Annotated in this window: 16 protein-coding genes; 10 read left to right on the forward strand and 6 right to left on the reverse strand. The window is 71.7% G+C overall.

Going from position 1 to position 15,467, the window contains the following annotated elements:
• Positions 1 to 61: 61 nt before the first annotated feature.
• From ABZ624_RS18780 to ABZ624_RS18790, 3 genes are all read right to left on the reverse strand, one after another.
• Positions 62 to 712 carry a hypothetical protein gene (locus ABZ624_RS18780; RefSeq protein WP_360089588.1) on the reverse strand — a complete coding sequence of 217 codons (651 nt, stop codon included), beginning with the start codon at positions 710 to 712 and terminating at the stop codon, positions 62 to 64.
• 48 nt (positions 713 to 760) lie between these two features.
• Positions 761 to 1,456, reverse strand: a complete 696-nt coding sequence (locus ABZ624_RS18785) for a GntR family transcriptional regulator (protein WP_360089591.1) — start codon at positions 1,454 to 1,456, stop codon at positions 761 to 763.
• 178 nt (positions 1,457 to 1,634) lie between these two features.
• Complete coding sequence (locus tag ABZ624_RS18790; RefSeq protein ID WP_360089594.1) at positions 1,635 to 2,990, reverse strand: aspartate aminotransferase family protein; 1,356 nt, start codon at positions 2,988 to 2,990, stop codon at positions 1,635 to 1,637.
• Positions 2,991 to 3,127: 137 nt separating this feature from the next.
• Here ABZ624_RS18790 and ABZ624_RS18795 point away from each other — a divergent pair, with 137 nt between their 5' ends.
• From ABZ624_RS18795 to ABZ624_RS18805, 3 genes are all read left to right on the forward strand, one after another.
• A complete protein-coding gene (locus ABZ624_RS18795) occupies positions 3,128 to 3,733 on the forward strand; it encodes a DJ-1/PfpI family protein (protein WP_360089597.1) in 606 nt (201 codons plus the stop codon).
• A complete protein-coding gene (locus tag ABZ624_RS18800) occupies positions 3,730 to 4,224 on the forward strand; it encodes a MarR family transcriptional regulator (RefSeq protein ID WP_360089600.1) in 495 nt (164 codons plus the stop codon). The genes ABZ624_RS18795 and ABZ624_RS18800 overlap by 4 nt, the downstream gene beginning before the upstream one ends.
• Positions 4,225 to 4,336: 112 nt before the next feature.
• Positions 4,337 to 6,199 (forward strand): serine/threonine-protein kinase, encoded by a 1,863-nt coding sequence (locus ABZ624_RS18805; RefSeq protein ID WP_360089603.1) that lies wholly within the window; start codon positions 4,337 to 4,339, stop codon positions 6,197 to 6,199.
• Here the strand turns inward: ABZ624_RS18805 and ABZ624_RS18810 are convergent, their stop codons facing one another.
• A complete protein-coding gene (locus ABZ624_RS18810; protein WP_360089606.1) occupies positions 6,200 to 6,949 on the reverse strand; it encodes an SLATT domain-containing protein in 750 nt (249 codons plus the stop codon). It abuts the gene before it with no gap.
• A gap of 255 nt (positions 6,950 to 7,204) precedes the next feature.
• Between ABZ624_RS18810 and ABZ624_RS18815 the strand changes: the two genes are divergently transcribed.
• The 7 genes from ABZ624_RS18815 (at position 7,205) to ABZ624_RS18845 (ending at position 13,776) form a co-directional block, all read left to right on the forward strand.
• Positions 7,205 to 7,549, forward strand: a complete 345-nt coding sequence (locus tag ABZ624_RS18815; RefSeq protein ID WP_360090030.1) for a YbaB/EbfC family nucleoid-associated protein — start codon at positions 7,205 to 7,207, stop codon at positions 7,547 to 7,549.
• Positions 7,550 to 7,600: 51 nt separating this feature from the next.
• Complete coding sequence (gene recR / locus ABZ624_RS18820) at positions 7,601 to 8,200, forward strand: recombination mediator RecR (protein WP_360089609.1); 600 nt, start codon at positions 7,601 to 7,603, stop codon at positions 8,198 to 8,200.
• On the forward strand, positions 8,193 to 8,855 hold the full coding sequence (locus ABZ624_RS18825) for a DUF5063 domain-containing protein (RefSeq protein WP_360089612.1): 663 nt from the start codon (positions 8,193 to 8,195) through the stop codon (positions 8,853 to 8,855). Before recR ends, ABZ624_RS18825 begins: the two co-directional genes overlap by 8 nt.
• Before the next feature lie 341 nt (positions 8,856 to 9,196).
• Positions 9,197 to 10,468 carry an aspartate kinase gene (locus ABZ624_RS18830; protein WP_351243754.1) on the forward strand — a complete coding sequence of 424 codons (1,272 nt, stop codon included), beginning with the start codon at positions 9,197 to 9,199 and terminating at the stop codon, positions 10,466 to 10,468.
• Positions 10,468 to 11,535 (forward strand): aspartate-semialdehyde dehydrogenase, encoded by a 1,068-nt coding sequence (locus ABZ624_RS18835; RefSeq protein ID WP_360089615.1) that lies wholly within the window; start codon positions 10,468 to 10,470, stop codon positions 11,533 to 11,535. The genes ABZ624_RS18830 and ABZ624_RS18835 overlap by 1 nt, the downstream gene beginning before the upstream one ends.
• A 313-nt stretch (positions 11,536 to 11,848) precedes the next feature.
• Positions 11,849 to 12,523: a SigE family RNA polymerase sigma factor gene (locus ABZ624_RS18840; protein ID WP_360089618.1), complete on the forward strand. Its 675-nt coding sequence runs from the start codon at positions 11,849 to 11,851 to the stop codon at positions 12,521 to 12,523.
• Between the two features lie 128 nt (positions 12,524 to 12,651).
• A complete protein-coding gene (locus ABZ624_RS18845; protein ID WP_360089621.1) occupies positions 12,652 to 13,776 on the forward strand; it encodes a hypothetical protein in 1,125 nt (374 codons plus the stop codon).
• Between the two features lie 6 nt (positions 13,777 to 13,782).
• Here the strand turns inward: ABZ624_RS18845 and ABZ624_RS18850 are convergent, their stop codons facing one another.
• Positions 13,783 to 14,571, reverse strand: coding sequence for an SURF1 family protein (locus tag ABZ624_RS18850; RefSeq protein WP_360089624.1), 789 nt, complete (start codon positions 14,569 to 14,571; stop codon positions 13,783 to 13,785).
• Between the two features lie 43 nt (positions 14,572 to 14,614).
• Positions 14,615 to 15,454: a methyltransferase gene (locus tag ABZ624_RS18855; protein WP_360089627.1), complete on the reverse strand. Its 840-nt coding sequence runs from the start codon at positions 15,452 to 15,454 to the stop codon at positions 14,615 to 14,617.
• Positions 15,455 to 15,467 lie beyond the last annotated feature (13 nt).

Consider the following 15,467-nt stretch of genomic DNA (forward strand, 5'->3'; position numbering starts at 1 on the left):
CAACCGAACGTAGGGAGGCAATTCCCCCACGGCAAGACCAAGTGGGTGACATCACACGCGCTCAGCTGAACACGATCATCGACCCCTGCGCCAGGGAGCGCGTCGCCGCCGCGTGCAGGCCCAGCCACACATGGCGTTCGCGGGCGAAGGGGCTGGGGTCGTAGGGCGCCGGGACGGCCGGCTCCTCCAGCTCGGTGGGGGCCATGGGGGGCGCCGGGGCCGCCGGGGGGTTGGCCGGGTCGATGCCGAGCGTGGGGGCGACGTACTCCAGCTCGCGCAGCAGTGTCTGCGAGGAGCCCAATGGACCGCCGCCGGCCAGCAGTTCGTCGTTGGACAGCGGCTGGGGGAAGTCGACCGGGACGTACGCGCCCGCGTGGTCGTAGTGCCAGACCAGGTGGGACTGCTGGGCCGTGGACTCGAACATCTCCAGCAGCTGCTCGTAGTCGCCGCCCAGGTCGTCCACCGGGGTCACCGGCAGGCCGCAGACCTGGAGCAGGTAGGCGCGGCGCAGGAAGTGGAGGGCGTCGTAGTCGAAGCCGGCCACCGGGGCGACCTCGCCGGACAGGCCCGGCATGTACTGGTACACCGGCACCGGCGGCAGCGCGGCCTCGGCCAGTGCCTTGTTGTACTGCGCGAGTTCCTCGGCGAACGGGTTGTCGGGGGTGTGGCACAACACGTCCACGAGCGGCACCAGCCACAGGTCACAGGCCAAAGAGAGCTCCTCACACACAGAAGGTGGTCAGGGAAGGCTACCGGTCACTTACCCGTTGGTCAGGTGTTCCATCAGCGCCAGCGAATGGGCGTTGGCGGCGGCGACGATCGAGCGGGCGGTCTCGGCCTCGCGGCGGGCCAGCGCGTCGACCAGGTCGGTGTGCCCGGCCCAGAGACGGCCGCGCAGGTCGGGCAGGCGCAGCAGGTGCTGTACGGCGCACACCCAGGACTGGACGCGCAGGCGGTTGAGGAAGTCGCCGAGGTAGGGATTGCCGAACAGGGCGCTCAGCTCGCGCCAGAAGCGGAGGTCGTAGCCGACGAGGATGGTCAGGTCGCCGGCCGTCGCCGCCCGCTGGGCCTCCTCGCCGCGGCGGCGCACGGTGGTCAGCGCGGCCGTCGTACGGGGGTCCTCCGGCGGGGTGCGGAAGGCGGGGTGCCCGGTGGCGAGGGCCTGGAACATGCCGTCGGTGACCAGGCTGCGGGCCTCGATCATGTTCCGGTAGTCGGTGACGGAGTACTCCGGCACACGGAAGCCGCGGTGCTGGTCGGCCTCCAGGATGCCCTGGGCGGACAGGTCGACCAGCGCCTCGCGGACGGGGGTGGCGGAGACGCCGTACTGCTCGGCTATCTCCTTGACCGTGAACGCCCGGCCGGGTCGCAGCCGCCCCGCCAGCACCTCGTCACGGAGCGCGTCCGCGATCTGCTGGCGCAGGGTGCTGCGCGTCACGGCGCCGGTGCCGGGCATGGGCGGGGCCTCTCCTCACACGTCGGGTGACGTACTCGTCCGTACCCGCGATCCACATGTGCGTTCCACATGTGCGTTCCACGTGTGCGATCCACGTGTGCGATCTACGCGGGTATCCATGTCTTACGAGCACGCCACCATACGCGTTCGAATCGGCCCGGCGGCAGGTGCGGTGCGGCTACCGAGTGTGTTCGTCGGCCACGCTCAGCGCGGCGTCCAGGGCGGCGAAGCCCTCCTTCAGCTCGGCCTCGGTGACATTGCACGGCGGGACCACATGGGTCCGGTTCATGTTCACGAAGGGCCACACCCCGCGCTTCTTCGCCTCGGCCGCGAACGCGGCCATGGGGGCGTTGGCCTCGCCGGCCGCGTTGTACGGCACCAGCGGCTCGCGGGTCTCGCGGTTCCTCACGAGGTCCAGCGCCCAGAACATGCCGACGCCGCGCACCTCGCCGACGCTCGGGTGCCGCTCGGCCAGTTCGGCCAGGGCCGGGCCGACGACGCTCTCGCCGAGCCGCCGGGCGTTCTCGACCACGCCCTCCTCCGCCATCACGTTGATCGTGGCGACGGCGGCGGCGCAGGCCAGCGGGTGCCCGGAGTAGGTGAGGCCACCGGGGTACGGCCGCTTGCCGAAGGTCTCCGCGATCTCCTGCGAGATCGCGACACCGCCGAGCGGCACATAGCCCGAGTTCACACCCTTGGCGAAGGTCATCAGGTCCGGGACGACCCCGAAGAGGTCGGCGGCGAACCACTCACCGGTGCGCCCGAAGCCGGCCATGACCTCGTCCAGGATGAAGACGATGCCGTACCTGTCGCAGATCTCGCGGACGCCGGCCAGATAGCCCGGCGGCGGGACCATGATCCCGGCCGTGCCCGGGACGGTCTCCAGGATGATCGCCGCGACCGTGCCCGGCCCCTCGAAGGCGATCGTGGTCTCCAGGTGCTCCAGGGCGCGCGCGGTCTCCTGCTCCTCGTTCTCGGCGTAGAAGCGGGAGCGGTAGAGGAACGGCGTCCAGAAGTGGACGACACCGGCCGCGGCGCCGTCCGAGGCCCAGCGGCGCGGGTCGCCGGTGAGGTTGATCGCCTGCTGGGTGCCGCCGTGGTACGAGCGGTAGGCCGAGAGCACCTTCGGGCGGCCCGTGTGCAGCCGGGCCATGCGCACCGCGTGCTCGACGGCGTCGGCACCGCCGTTGGTGAAGAAGATCTTGTCCAGGTCGCCGGGGGTCCGCTCGGCGATCAGCCGGGCCGCCTCCGAGCGCGCCTCGATCGCGAAGGCGGGCGCGAAGGTCGTCAGCTTCGCCGCCTGCTCCTGGACGGCCGCGACGACCTTGGGGTGCTGGTAGCCGATGTTCGTGTAGACGAGCCCGCTGGTGAAGTCCAGATACCGCTTGCCGTCGTAGTCCCAGAAGTACGACCCCTCGGCGCCGGCGACGGCGAGCGGGTCGATGAGGTCCTGCGCGGACCAGGAGTGGAAGACGTGGGCGCGGTCCGCGGCCTTCACTGCGGCGCCGGCGTCGGGGTTGGGCTGAGGGGTCATGCCCGCGAGCGTAAATGTCCGCGATGCGGAAGGGATATCGGCGTCTTGTTCTGTGGACGGGCGGAATCCGCGACAGGTTGTCGACGCCGGGAACGGCCAGGATTGACAGGATCCTGTCGAATGGACAGCATGCTGTCATGAGCGACGCCACGGTACACCTCGCCGTCTACGACAGCCTCGCCGACTGGGAGACCGGGTATGCGACCGCCTGCCTGGCGCGGGCCGGCCTCCGGGTCCTGACCGTCGGGCCCACCACCGAGCCGGTGACGAGCATCGGCGGCCTGCGCATCCAGCCCGACCTCGCCCTCGCCGACCTGCGGCCCGAGGACAGCTCCCTGCTGATCCTGCCGGGCGCCGACCTCTGGGACGCGGGCGACGGCCTCGCACCCTTCGCCCGCGCGGCCCGCGCCTTCCTCGGCGCGGGTGTGCCCGTCGCCGCGATCTGCGGCGCCACCGCCGGCCTCGCCCGCGAGGGCCTGCTCGACGACCGCGCCCACACCGGCGCGGCCCCCTTCCACCTGGCCGCGACCGGTTACGCGGGCGCCGGGCGGTACGTCGAGACGGACGCCGTGACCGACGGCGGCCTGATCACCGCGGGACCCACCGAACCCGTCGCCTTCGCCCGCGAGATCCTCCGGCTCCTCGGGGTCTACGAGGGCGAGGTGCTGGACGCCTGGTACCGGCTCTACCACGACTCCGACGCGCAGGCGTACGCCGTTCTGCAGCAGGCCCGCGCCCGGTGAGCCGGGAACAGCAGGACCTGCTCAGCCGCAGCGCCCTCGGTGTCTTCCGCCTCAACGGCCAGTTCCTCGCCGTCGCCGAGGAACTGGCCCGGCCGGCCGGCCTCACCGCCGCCTGGTGGCAGGTGCTCGGGGCGGTGCTGGGGGAGCCGCTGCCCGTGGCGGGCATCGCGCGGGTCATGGGCATCACGCGGCAGAGCGTGCAGCGCATCGCCGATCTGCTGGTCGAACGGGGGCTGGCCGCATACCGCCCGAACCCGGCGCACCGGCGCGCCAGACTTCTCGCGCCGACCGAGCAGGGGCGGGCGGCCGTGGCCCGGATCGGCCCCGGGCACGCGGCCTACGCCGACCGGCTGGCGCAGGCGATGGGGGAGGCCGAACTCGCCGAGGCGGTACGGCTGCTGCAACGACTGTCGGCCGTCCTGGACGAGCTGGGCAAGCCGTCCCCCGCCGTCGGCTCCGCTCCACCGGGGGCGTCCCCGCCGGAACCGTAGACAGCGCGGCGCGCGACTCCCCCGGGGGCCGGATTATTCTCGGTCCGTCCGCCGCACCCGCACATGGATGCGTGGTGCGGACCGGGGTGTCTGGGGGAGGGCGGCGCGACGTATGGAGAAGCTGGCGGCGGGGGATCCGCAGCGCATCGGCGGCTACCGGCTGCTGGCGCGGCTGGGCGCGGGCGGCATGGGGCAGGTGTATCTGGCCCGGTCGGACCGGGGGCGTACCGTCGCCGTGAAACTGGTCCGCGAGGAACTCGCCGCGCAGGAGGAGTTCCGGGCACGGTTCCGGCAGGAGGTGCAGGCCGCGCAGCGGGTCGGCGGGCACTGGACCGCGCCCGTGCTGGACGCCGACACCGAGGCGGCGGTGCCGTGGGTGGCCACCGGGTATGTCGCCGGGCCGAGTCTGCAGCAGGTCGTCGGGCGGGAGCACGGGGCGCTGCCGGAGCGGTCCGTACGGATCCTGGCGGCCGGGCTGGCGCGCGCGTTGAAGGACATCCACGCGGCGGGCATCGTGCACCGGGATCTGAAGCCGTCGAACGTGCTGGTGACGATCGACGGGCCGCGTGTCATCGACTTCGGGATCGCGCGGGCGCTGGAGACGGCCTCGCTGGGCGGGGAGGAGCTGACGCGGACCGGGTCGCTGGTCGGGTCGCCCGGGTTCATGGCGCCCGAGCAGGTGCGGGGGGACCGCATCACCCCGGCGTGCGACGTCTTCTGCCTCGGGTCCGTGCTCGCGTACGCGGCGACCGGGGCGATGCCGTTCGGCACCGCCAACACCGGGGTGCACGCCCTGATGTTCCGGATCGCTCAGGAGGAGCCGGATCTGGCGGGGGTGCCGGAGGGGATCGCCGACCTGGTGCGGGAATGCCTGCGCAAGGATCCGGGGGCCCGGCCGTCGCTGGACGCACTGTTGGAGCGGACGGGGGCGGAGGACACCGTGACCGGCGGACGGTCCCGGGACCCCTGGCTGCCGGGCGCGCTGGTCGCCCAACTCGGGCGGCACGCCGTGCAGTTGCTGGAGGTCGAGGATCCGGAGGGGGTGTCTTCGGCGGCGGGGGCGTCGTCGGGCGCTGTTCCGGCAAGCGGTACCGGCGGGGCGTCGCCTGAGCATGCTGCCGTTTCCGATGCGGGGGCGGGGACCGGTGCCGGTGTGCATCAGATGCCCACCGTCGCCTCGGGGCAGGCTCCGCCACCGGTGCCTCCGGTGGCCCCGGCGCCTCCCGGGGCCGGGTACGGGTATGCGCAGCAGCATCCTCAGCCGGCCGCGCAGCCGTATCCGCCGTCGTATCCCCAGTCGGGCGGCGCCTACGGGTACCCGCCGCAGTCGTACCCCCCGTACGGCGGCGGGCCCGGGTCCACACCGCCGTACGGACCGTCGGCAGCCGGCGGCGTGCGGGAGCCGGAGCGGCGCAGTGGGCGGTCGACGGCGCTGCTCGTCGTGATCGCGCTGGTGGTGGCGCTGGCCGCGGGCGGCTCGGTGTACGCGCTGATGAACGGCGGTGGGCACGACAAGGGGGGCGCCGCAGCCGGTCCCGCGCCCGCCACGGGCTCCGGGGCGCCCAGACCGGGCGAGTCGACGCCGTCCGTCCCCGCCTCCGCGTCCGCCCCCTCGGACGGGGCGGTCCCGGACGCCTACCTGGGCACCTGGGGCACGACGATCGACAACGCCAACGGGACCAACACCCGCCGGCTGACCATCCGGCAGGGCAAGGTGGGCGACAGTGTGCTGACGCTGGTGGCGGACGGGCCGACGGAAGGCGGAGGGATGTACCACTGCGTCTTCGAGGCCACGCTGACCCAGCAGCCCAGCGGCAACGGGCCCTTGGAGATCGGGCCGTCCACCGTCACCAGCGGCGAACCCGCCTCCTCCTGCACCCCGGGCGAGCCCACCGAGGTCACCCTGCTGCCGGACGGCAGCCTGAAGCGGGCGAAGGCGGACGGCGGGGAGAGCCTGACGTACACCAAGCAGTGATCAGCGCGGCTCCGGGGGCCGTTGCCTCGGCATGTTCGGGCGGGAGCCGTTGGCCGGCGGCAAGGGGAAGCGGCCGTTGGGGCTCCCCGCCTCCTGGCGCGGGACGTACGCCACCGCCGTCTGGATGCCCAGCGGTGCGGCACCCGTGCGGAACTCCACCATCCAGTCGGTCGTCTCCGTGCGCACCAGCTCCGTGACGTCCTCGGTGAACCGCCGCAGCACCCCCAGGCACCGCTCGGCGGCCTCCCCGGCCGTGCCCTCCGCCGGGCCCAGCACCTCGCGGATGCTCTCGGAGGCCCAGTCGAACTGCAGCGCCTGCAGACGCCGCTGCACCGCCTGCGCGGTGGCCACGTCCCGCATCCAGCCGGACGTCACACCGAAGTACCGGTCGACGCCGACGCAGGCGACCGCGAGCAGCAGCGCCACACAGCCCCAGGGCGCCACCCCGTCGGCCGCTCCCGCCAGATCCAGCAGCGGCAGACCGGCACCGGTCACCGCGCCCGCCGCCGCGCCCGACCGCAGCACCCGGGCGGCGCGCCGCTTCCACACCCGGTCCCGCAGATACCAGGACGCCGTCTCCAGGGCCCCGCGCTCCACCCACCGGTACAGCTCGTCGAGCCGTTCGGCGGGCTCCCCCCAGTTCCCGAGCGGAAAGGCCCGCCCGCTCAGATCGCCCGGCCGCAGCCCGGCCGCACCCTCGCCCCGCCCGTCCTGTGGCGGACCCTCGGGCTGCATCTCCGGCTGACCCACCCGGCACTCCCTACTGATCACTGATCACGACCGGTCACGTTGCGTGACATACCATGCCGATTCCATGCCGACGCGCGGGACCTTTCCTACCGCCCAATGGGTGGCGAAGAGGGAGCTTTCCCGGCTTTTCCGCTCGGAAGAGGGCCTTGGTCAGGTATAGGGCTGCCGTTGTTCTCACTCGAAAGAGTGGCGGGGCGATGGGGACGTGGACCACGTAGGCTCGTGCCCAAGGAGAAGAACGTAGAGGAGCTGATCGTGATCCCCGGTGGTGGCCAGCCCAACATGCAGCAGTTGCTCCAGCAGGCCCAGAAGATGCAGCAGGATCTGCAGCGGGCGCAGGAGGAACTGGCGAACACGGAGGTCGACGGGCAGGCGGGCGGCGGTCTGGTGAAGGCCACCGTGACCGGCTCCGGCGAGCTGCGCGCGCTGAAGATCGACCCGAAGGCGGTCGACCCCGAGGACACCGATACCCTCGCCGACCTGATCGTGGCGGCCGTACAGGCGGCCAACGAGAACGCGCAGACCCTGCAGCAGCAGAAGCTCGGCCCGCTCGCCCAGGGGCTCGGCGGCGGAACGGGCATCCCCGGTCTGCCGTTCTGAGCCCGGGCCAACTACGGTACGTACCGAAAGGTCTTAAGGAAGGGCAGTCCGGTGTACGAAGGCGTGGTCCAGGACCTCATCGACGAGCTGGGGCGGCTGCCCGGCGTCGGTCCCAAGAGCGCGCAGCGGATCGCCTTCCACATCCTGCAGGCCGAGCCGACGGACGTGAAGCGGCTCGCGCAGGCGCTCCTGGAGGTCAAGGCGAAGGTCCGCTTCTGCGCGGCCTGCGGCAATGTGGCGCAGGAGGAGCTGTGCGGTATCTGCCGTGACGCGCGCCGCGACCCGTCGGTCATCTGCGTGGTGGAGGAGCCGAAGGACGTCGTGGCCATCGAGCGGACCAGGGAGTTCCGCGGCCGGTACCACGTCCTGGGCGGCGCCATCAGCCCGATCGAGGGCGTGGGTCCCGACGATCTGCGTATCCGGGAACTTCTCGCGCGGTTGGCCGACGGGACGGTCACGGAGCTGATCCTGGCGACGGATCCGAATCTGGAGGGCGAGGCCACGGCCACCTACCTCGCCCGCATGATCAAACCCATGGGCCTGAAGGTCACCCGCCTGGCCAGCGGCCTCCCGGTGGGTGGCGACCTGGAATACGCGGACGAGGTCACCCTCGGCCGCGCCTTCGAGGGGAGACGACTCCTAGATGTCTGACGCCACACTGCACGACTCGACGCAGAACCCGGACGATTTCGTGGTCCAGATCGCGGACCAGGTCGAGAGCTTCCTGGTGGCCGTCACGGAGGTGGCGAAGGGCGACGAGCCCGGCTCGACCGTCCCCTTCCTCCTCCTGGAGGTTTCCCAGCTCCTGCTGGCCGGCGGCCGGCTGGGCGCCCACGAGGACATCGTCCCCGACGAGCGCTACGAGCCCGACCCGGGCCCGGACGCCGACGTCGACGAACTCCGCGAGAACCTCGCCCGTCTCCTGGAGCCGGTCGACATCTACTCCGAGGTCTTCGACCCGTACGAGCCCCGCAAGGCGCCGGTCCCGGCCCGTATCTCCGACGACCTCGCCGACGTCATCACCGACCTCCGCCACGGCATGGCCCACTACCGTGCGGGCCGCACCTCGGAGGCCCTGTGGTGGTGGCAGTTCTCCTACTTCTCCAACTGGGGCCCCACGGCTTCCGCCGTCCTGCGCGCGCTCCAGTCCGTCCTGATCCACGTCCGCCTCAACCAGCCCCTGGAGGAACTGGACGGTCTCGACACCGACCAGGCCGCCGTCGGCGACGAGACCCTGGAGTTCGAGGCGGGACGGGTCATGGCCGAGGAGATCGGCGCTCCGCTGGGGATCCAGCCGGGGAAGTGACCGCGATCACCGCACTTCAGCCCGAGGCTTGAGCCTCGGGCTCCGAGCCCTTCTCTTGGGTTTTGGGCTGGGTGAAACCTCCCAACCAACCCATCCTGTAGGTGAGTTGATGCGGGCTACCTCGAACGGGATCCGATGCAGGTGCCCGGCACGACTCAGGCTGCCACTGCACGCGGCGGTGCTCGCTGTGACCCGGGGCACTTTCTGCGTGGGCCCGGGTGCGGTGGGCAAGAGCCCTTCCGGAACACGGCGGCCGACGTCTCACCATGCGGGAGCAGGGTGGTGGGATTCGGGCGCTCGTTAGACTGAGCCGACACAAACGAACCGAGCGAGGAGCGCACGTGGGCCTTGTCGTGCAGAAGTACGGAGGATCCTCCGTAGCCGATGCCGAAGGCATCAAGCGCGTCGCCAAGCGGATCGTGGAAGCGAAGAAGAACGGCAACCAGGTTGTCGTCGTCGTTTCCGCGATGGGCGACACGACGGACGAGCTGATCGATCTCGCCGAGCAGGTTTCTCCGATGCCTGCCGGGCGGGAATTCGACATGCTGCTGACCGCCGGAGAGCGGATCTCCATGGCCCTGCTGGCCATGGCGATCAAAAACCTGGGCCACGAGGCCCAGTCCTTCACCGGCAGCCAGGCAGGCGTCATCACCGACTCGGTCCACAACAAAGCACGGATCATCGACGTCACGCCGGGCCGTATCCGCGACTCGCTGGACAAGGGCAACATCGCGATCGTCGCCGGTTTCCAGGGCGTCAGCCAGGACAAGAAGGACATCACCACGCTGGGCCGTGGCGGTTCCGACACGACGGCCGTGGCGCTCGCCGCCGCGCTCGACGCCGAGGTCTGCGAGATCTACACCGACGTCGACGGCGTGTTCACCGCCGACCCGCGCGTGGTGAAGAAGGCGAAGAAGATCGACTGGATCTCCTTCGAGGACATGCTGGAGCTCGCGGCCTCCGGTTCCAAGGTGCTGCTCCACCGCTGTGTGGAGTACGCCCGCCGCTACAACATCCCGATCCATGTGCGGTCGTCCTTCAGCGGACTGCAGGGCACCTGGGTCAGCAGTGAGCCGATTGGGGACAAGAAGGTGGAGCAGGCCATCATCTCCGGTGTCGCGCACGACACCTCCGAGGCCAAGATCACGGTCGTCGGCGTGCCGGACAAGCCGGGTGAGGCGGCCGCGATCTTCCGGGCCATCGCCGATGCCGAGATCAACATCGACATGGTCGTGCAGAACGTGTCCGCCGCCTCCACCGGCCTGACGGACATCTCCTTCACGCTGCCGAAGACCGAGGGCCGCAAGGCGATCGACGCGCTGGAGAAGAGCCGGTCGGGGATCGGTTTCGACTCGCTGCGCTACGACGACCAGATCGGCAAGATCTCGCTGGTCGGCGCGGGCATGAAGACCAACCCGGGCGTCACCGCCTCCTTCTTCGAGGCGCTGAGCGACGCGGGCGTGAACATCGAGCTGATCTCGACCTCCGAGATCCGTATCTCGGTCGTCACCCGCAAGGACGACGTGCCGGAGGCCGTCCGCGCCGTGCACACCGCCTTCGGGCTGGACTCCGACACCGACGAGGCCGTCGTCTACGGAGGCACGGGGCGCTGATGGCGCCCACCGGGAAGCCGACGCTCGCGGTCGTGGGAGCGACCGGAGCCGTCGGCGCGGTCATGCTCCAGATCCTGTCCCAGCGCGCGGACATCTGGGGCGAGATCCGTCTGCTCGCCTCCCCGCGCTCGGCCGGCCGCAAGCTGGCCGTGCGTGGCGAGGAGGTCGAGGTGACGGCCCTGAGCGAAGAGGCCTTCGACGGGGTCGACGTCGCGATGTTCGACGTCCCCGACGAGATCGCCGCCGAGTGGGCGCCGATCGCCGCCGCACGCGGTGCGGTCGTCGTGGACAACTCCGCCGCCTTCCGGCTGGACCCCGAGGTGCCGCTCGTCGTACCCGAGGTCAATCCGCACGCCGTGCGGACCCGGCCGCGCGGGATCGTCGCCAACCCCAACTGCACGACCCTGACGATGATCGTCGCCCTGGGCGCGCTGCACGCCGAGTTCGGGCTGCGCGAGCTGGTGGTGTCGTCGTACCAGGCGGTGAGCGGGGCCGGACGGGCCGGTGTGGACACGCTACGGGCCCAGCTGTCCCTGGTGGCCGGGACCGAGCTGGGCACCAAGCCCGGCGACGTACGGCGGGCCGTCGGCGAGGACACCGGGCCCTTCCCGGATCCGGTCGCGCTGAACGTCGTCCCCTGGGCCGGGTCGCTGCGGGAGGACGGCTGGTCGTCGGAGGAGATGAAGGTCCGCGACGAGGCCCGCAAGATCCTCGGGCTGCCGAAGCTGCCGGTCGCCGTGACCTGCGTACGCGTCCCGGTGATCACCACCCACTCGCTGACCGTGCACGCCCGCTTCCAGGCCGAGGTGACGGTCGACCGGGCCCGGGAGATCCTCGCGACCGCGCCCGGTGTGGTGCTGTGCGACGACCCGGCCGCCGGCGAGTTCCCCACCCCCGCCGACGTGGTGGGCACCGACCCGACCTGGGTGGGCCGGCTGCGGCGGGCCCTGGACGACCCGACCGCGCTCGAACTCTTCGTGTGCGGCGACAACCTCCGCAAGGGAGCCGCGCTGAACACCGCGCAGATCGCGGAGCTGGTCGCGGCCGAGTGGGTCGACCGGGCCTAGGCTCGTCAAGACACGGTTTGTAGGATCTGCGTAAGAAGTGTGGCCAGAAGCATGGTCCGAACCACTTGAAACCATTGCTCAGGGCAACAGAAGATTTCCCTCCCCGTCCCCGCAACCTTGCGGCGGACGGGGAGCGTCTTTGCGGTCACCCTTCGGGCGTGGGGACGCCGTGGTCGGGTCGGGTGCGGGGACCCGCCCATATCGAACATAAGGGAAGAGCGGGACGCATGACGGCACTTGAGGCACGGCCGGTTGTCGCACATGTGACGCCCGGCACGTACAACCCTGGCGGGGGCAGACGTGTCCAACTGGCGTGGCAGAGGTACTCGAACTCAGTGCGGTCCGCGGCACGGCGGCTCTCCGACCGCCCCGTGCGGCGCTCCGGCCCCGCACGCCCGGCGGCATGCCGGTGATCGCGCCCATGCCCGCAGCGCGGCCCGCCCGCATACCCAGTCAGCGTGACGGTGCCGAGGAGGCCGCGGCGACCGAGGCCGTCGGTACGACCGTCGACCACCTCACCGAGACCTACCGGGCGCACTACCGCTCGCTGCTCGGCCTCGCCGCGCTGCTCCTCGACGACACCGCCTCCTGCGAAGACGTCGTCCAGGAGGCCTTCATCCGCGTGCACTCGGCCCGCAAGCGCGTCCGCGATCCCGAGAAGACCCTCGCGTATCTCCGCCAGACGGTCGTCAACCTCTCCCGCTCGACCCTGCGCCGCCGCATCCTCGGCCTGAAGCTGCTCTCCAAGCCGATGCCGGACATGGCGAGCGCGGAGGAGGGCGCCTACGACCAGCTGGAGCGCCGCGACCTCATCAAGGCGATGAAGGGCCTGCAGCGCCGCCAGCGCGAGGTCCTGGTCCTGCGCTACTTCGCGGACATGACCGAGGCCCAGGTCGCCGAGACCCTCGGGGTCTCCCTGGGCTCGGTGAAGGCGTACGGGTCGCGGGGCATCGCCGCGCTGCGGGTGGCCATGGAGGCACTGGCATGAGCGAGCGAGCCGAAGGGGGCGATTCCGATGAACGCCACTCCCACGAACGTCACGAGCCCTTCGCCTGGCACGAACCGACGGAGCGGGAACCGCAAGAGCACACGCAATCGCACGCTGGGAACGGAACTGTGAACCACGGCCCCGACGAGAAGGGCCCCGAGGGCCGCCGCCACGGTCCCGCCGGGCCCGAAGCGGACCGGCTCGGGGCGGAATCGGGTGGGTTCGGTACCGACGAGCCGGCGTTGCGCCGGTTGCTGCACTCCGCCGTCGACGACATCGAGCCGCGCGTCGGCTCGCTGGACCATCTGCGCCGGGCCGTCCCCGCACGGCGGGCCCGCAAGCGGCAGGCCGCCGTCGGTATGGCCGCCGCGGCCCTGTTCATCGGCACCGCGATCCCCGCGCTCGTCCACGTCTCCCACTCCAGCGGTACCGACTACAACACCGCCATGGCCGGCCAGTCCTCCCAGGCCCAGGGCGGCACCGGACAGAGCAAGGACAAGGGCGGCGGCGACACGGACCCCCGGAAGGGCGCCGGGAGCGCGAGCGCCCAGCCCGGCAAGGAGCCCGGCAAGCCCGGTGAGACAAGCAAGCCCGGCGGCACCACCACCGGCTCGACCGGCGGCGCCAACCCGTCCGCCACCCTCACCGCGGGCGGCGTACCCCCGTGCACGGCGGCCCAGCTGGGCGCCGCCACCGGCACCGCCGACGTACCCGACTCCGCGGGCGTGGTCTACGGCACCTTCCGCGTCGTCAACACCTCCGCCGCCGCCTGTACCGTCGCCGGTGCGGGCACCGTCACCCCCACCGCGGTGGGCGCGGCCGACCAGGCCAAGATCAGCGTCACCCGGCATGTGGCCGGGGACGCGGCGACCGATCTGCCCGACCCCTCGCTGGAGGTCACCGGGCTGCTCCTGCAGCCGGGCGCGGCCTACGAGGAGAAGTTCGCCTTCGTACCCTCGCAGACCTGCCCCACCACCGGCGGCGACAGCACCACCGGCGGCACGGACCCGGGCCAGCCCTCGCCGGATCCGTCACCCACCCAGGACGCGAGTGCCTCCGGCGGTTCGGCCGACAGCGGGGGCTCGGCGGGTTCGGCAGGTACGACGACCCAGTTGATGACCGGGAACGGTACGGCGGACGGAAGCGTGCAGATCACCCATACGGCTCAGGGCGGCTCGCCTTCGGCCACGGCGACGGTGACCGGGCAGTGCGCGGGGACCGTGATCTACACCGGGGTGCTGGCGGGTTCGTAGGACCGGTCAGCCGCTCACGACGGGCGCCGGCGTTTCCTCCGCCACCAAGCCCAGCGCAGCGTCCCGTGCGGCCTCCGCCTCCCGCCGCAGCAGCCGGAACCACATGAAGACCACGAAGCCGGCGAAGACGAACCACTCCCCGGTGTAGCCGAGGTTCTGGAACGCCTTCAGATCCAGGCCGGTACCGTCCGGCGCCGTCGCCGGCACGGCCCTCATCCCGGAGTCGGCCCGGTCGAGGGTGACCCAGGCGTCATACAGCCGGTCCGGCACCAGGTTCACCAGCGACGCGGAGCTGATCGCCGCCGTCTGACCCGCCGGCAGCCCGCCCTGCGCGCCGACCCCGTTGTCCCCGGGCGTCTCGGACGCCTGCAGCGCACCGGTGACGGTGACCTCACCGCTCGGCGGCGCGGGCGCCTTCGCCGCGTCCGCCCTGCCCGGCAGCCAGCCCCGCACCACCGGCAGGGCCCTGCCGGAGCCGGTGCGCAGCAGGGTGAGGACGTAGAAGCCGTTCTTGCCGTCCAGCTGCCGGCCGGGCACCAGCAGCTGCTTGCCGTAGTGTCCGCTCGCGGTGACCCGGCGGCCCGAGGTGGCCTTGTCGACGGGCAGCATCGCCTCCAGCGGACGCGCGGTCTCGTGCCGGCCGGACGCGGCCTGCTCGGTCGCGGCCCGGTGGTCCTGGACGCGGCCCTCGAACCGGCTCAGCTGCCAGGACCCCATGAAGACGCAGAACGGGATGGCGAGCAGCACGAAGACGTTGATGCCCCACCAGCGGGGTGTCAGCAAAAACCGGTACACGCCCTCCACGGTACGGCGCCCGCGCCGTGTTCCCGCCCGCGGGTCAGCCCTTGGTCGCCTTGAGGGAGTAGATCAGCGGGATACGCGGGTGGTCCGCCGGGAAGCGGTGGTAGCCGTCGCGGACCTCGAAGTTGTCGAAGCGCGGGAAGAGCGACACGTCGTGTTCGTGCAGGAACTCGATGCGCAGCCCGGTGGCGGCGACCGCGGAGACGACGTCGCCGAGGGTGTGCTGCCACTCCACGCTGCGGTTGTGGACGGTCGCGGCGTCCGGGTCGGCGTAGGTGCCGGGCTCGTCCCACACCTGGGCGTCGAGGTGGAAGTAGTCGCGCACGAGCCGCGAGCCGGTCGCGTCGTCCAGGGCCTCGGTGATCGGGTGGAACTCGGCGAGGTACAGGAAGCCGCCGGGGGCGACGAGCGAGGCGGCCGTCTCGGCCCAGCGGCGGATGTCGGGCAGCCAGCACAGCGCGCCGAGCCCGGTGTAGACGATGTCGTACGAGGCCTCGGGTACGGCGTCGGCCGCGTCGTACACGTCGCTGGTGACGAAGGCGGCGCGCTCCGGGCCGTGGCCGAGGTCGGCGGCGAGGGAACGGGCGGCCTCGACGGCCGGCGCGGAGAAGTCCAGGCCGACGACGCGGGCGGCGCCGCGATGCGCCCAGGAGAGGGTGTCCGTCCCGATGTGGCACTGCAGGTGCAGGAGCGACTTGCCGGTGACATCGCCGACCTCGGCCGTCTCGAAGTCCCGCAGGACGTCCGGGCGGGCCCGGAAGCCGTCGAGGTCGTAGAACTCACCGGAGACATGCACGGGGACCCTCTCGTCCCACATGGCCCGGTTGTCCTCGCGCCAGCCGTCGGGAGCGGAGTGATGGTCGACCTGGGTGCTCATGGGCGGGAAGTTA

The organism is Streptomyces sp. NPDC007205 (assembly GCF_040634095.1).
In the GTDB taxonomy this organism is placed as follows: Bacteria; Actinomycetota; Actinomycetes; order Streptomycetales; family Streptomycetaceae; genus Streptomyces.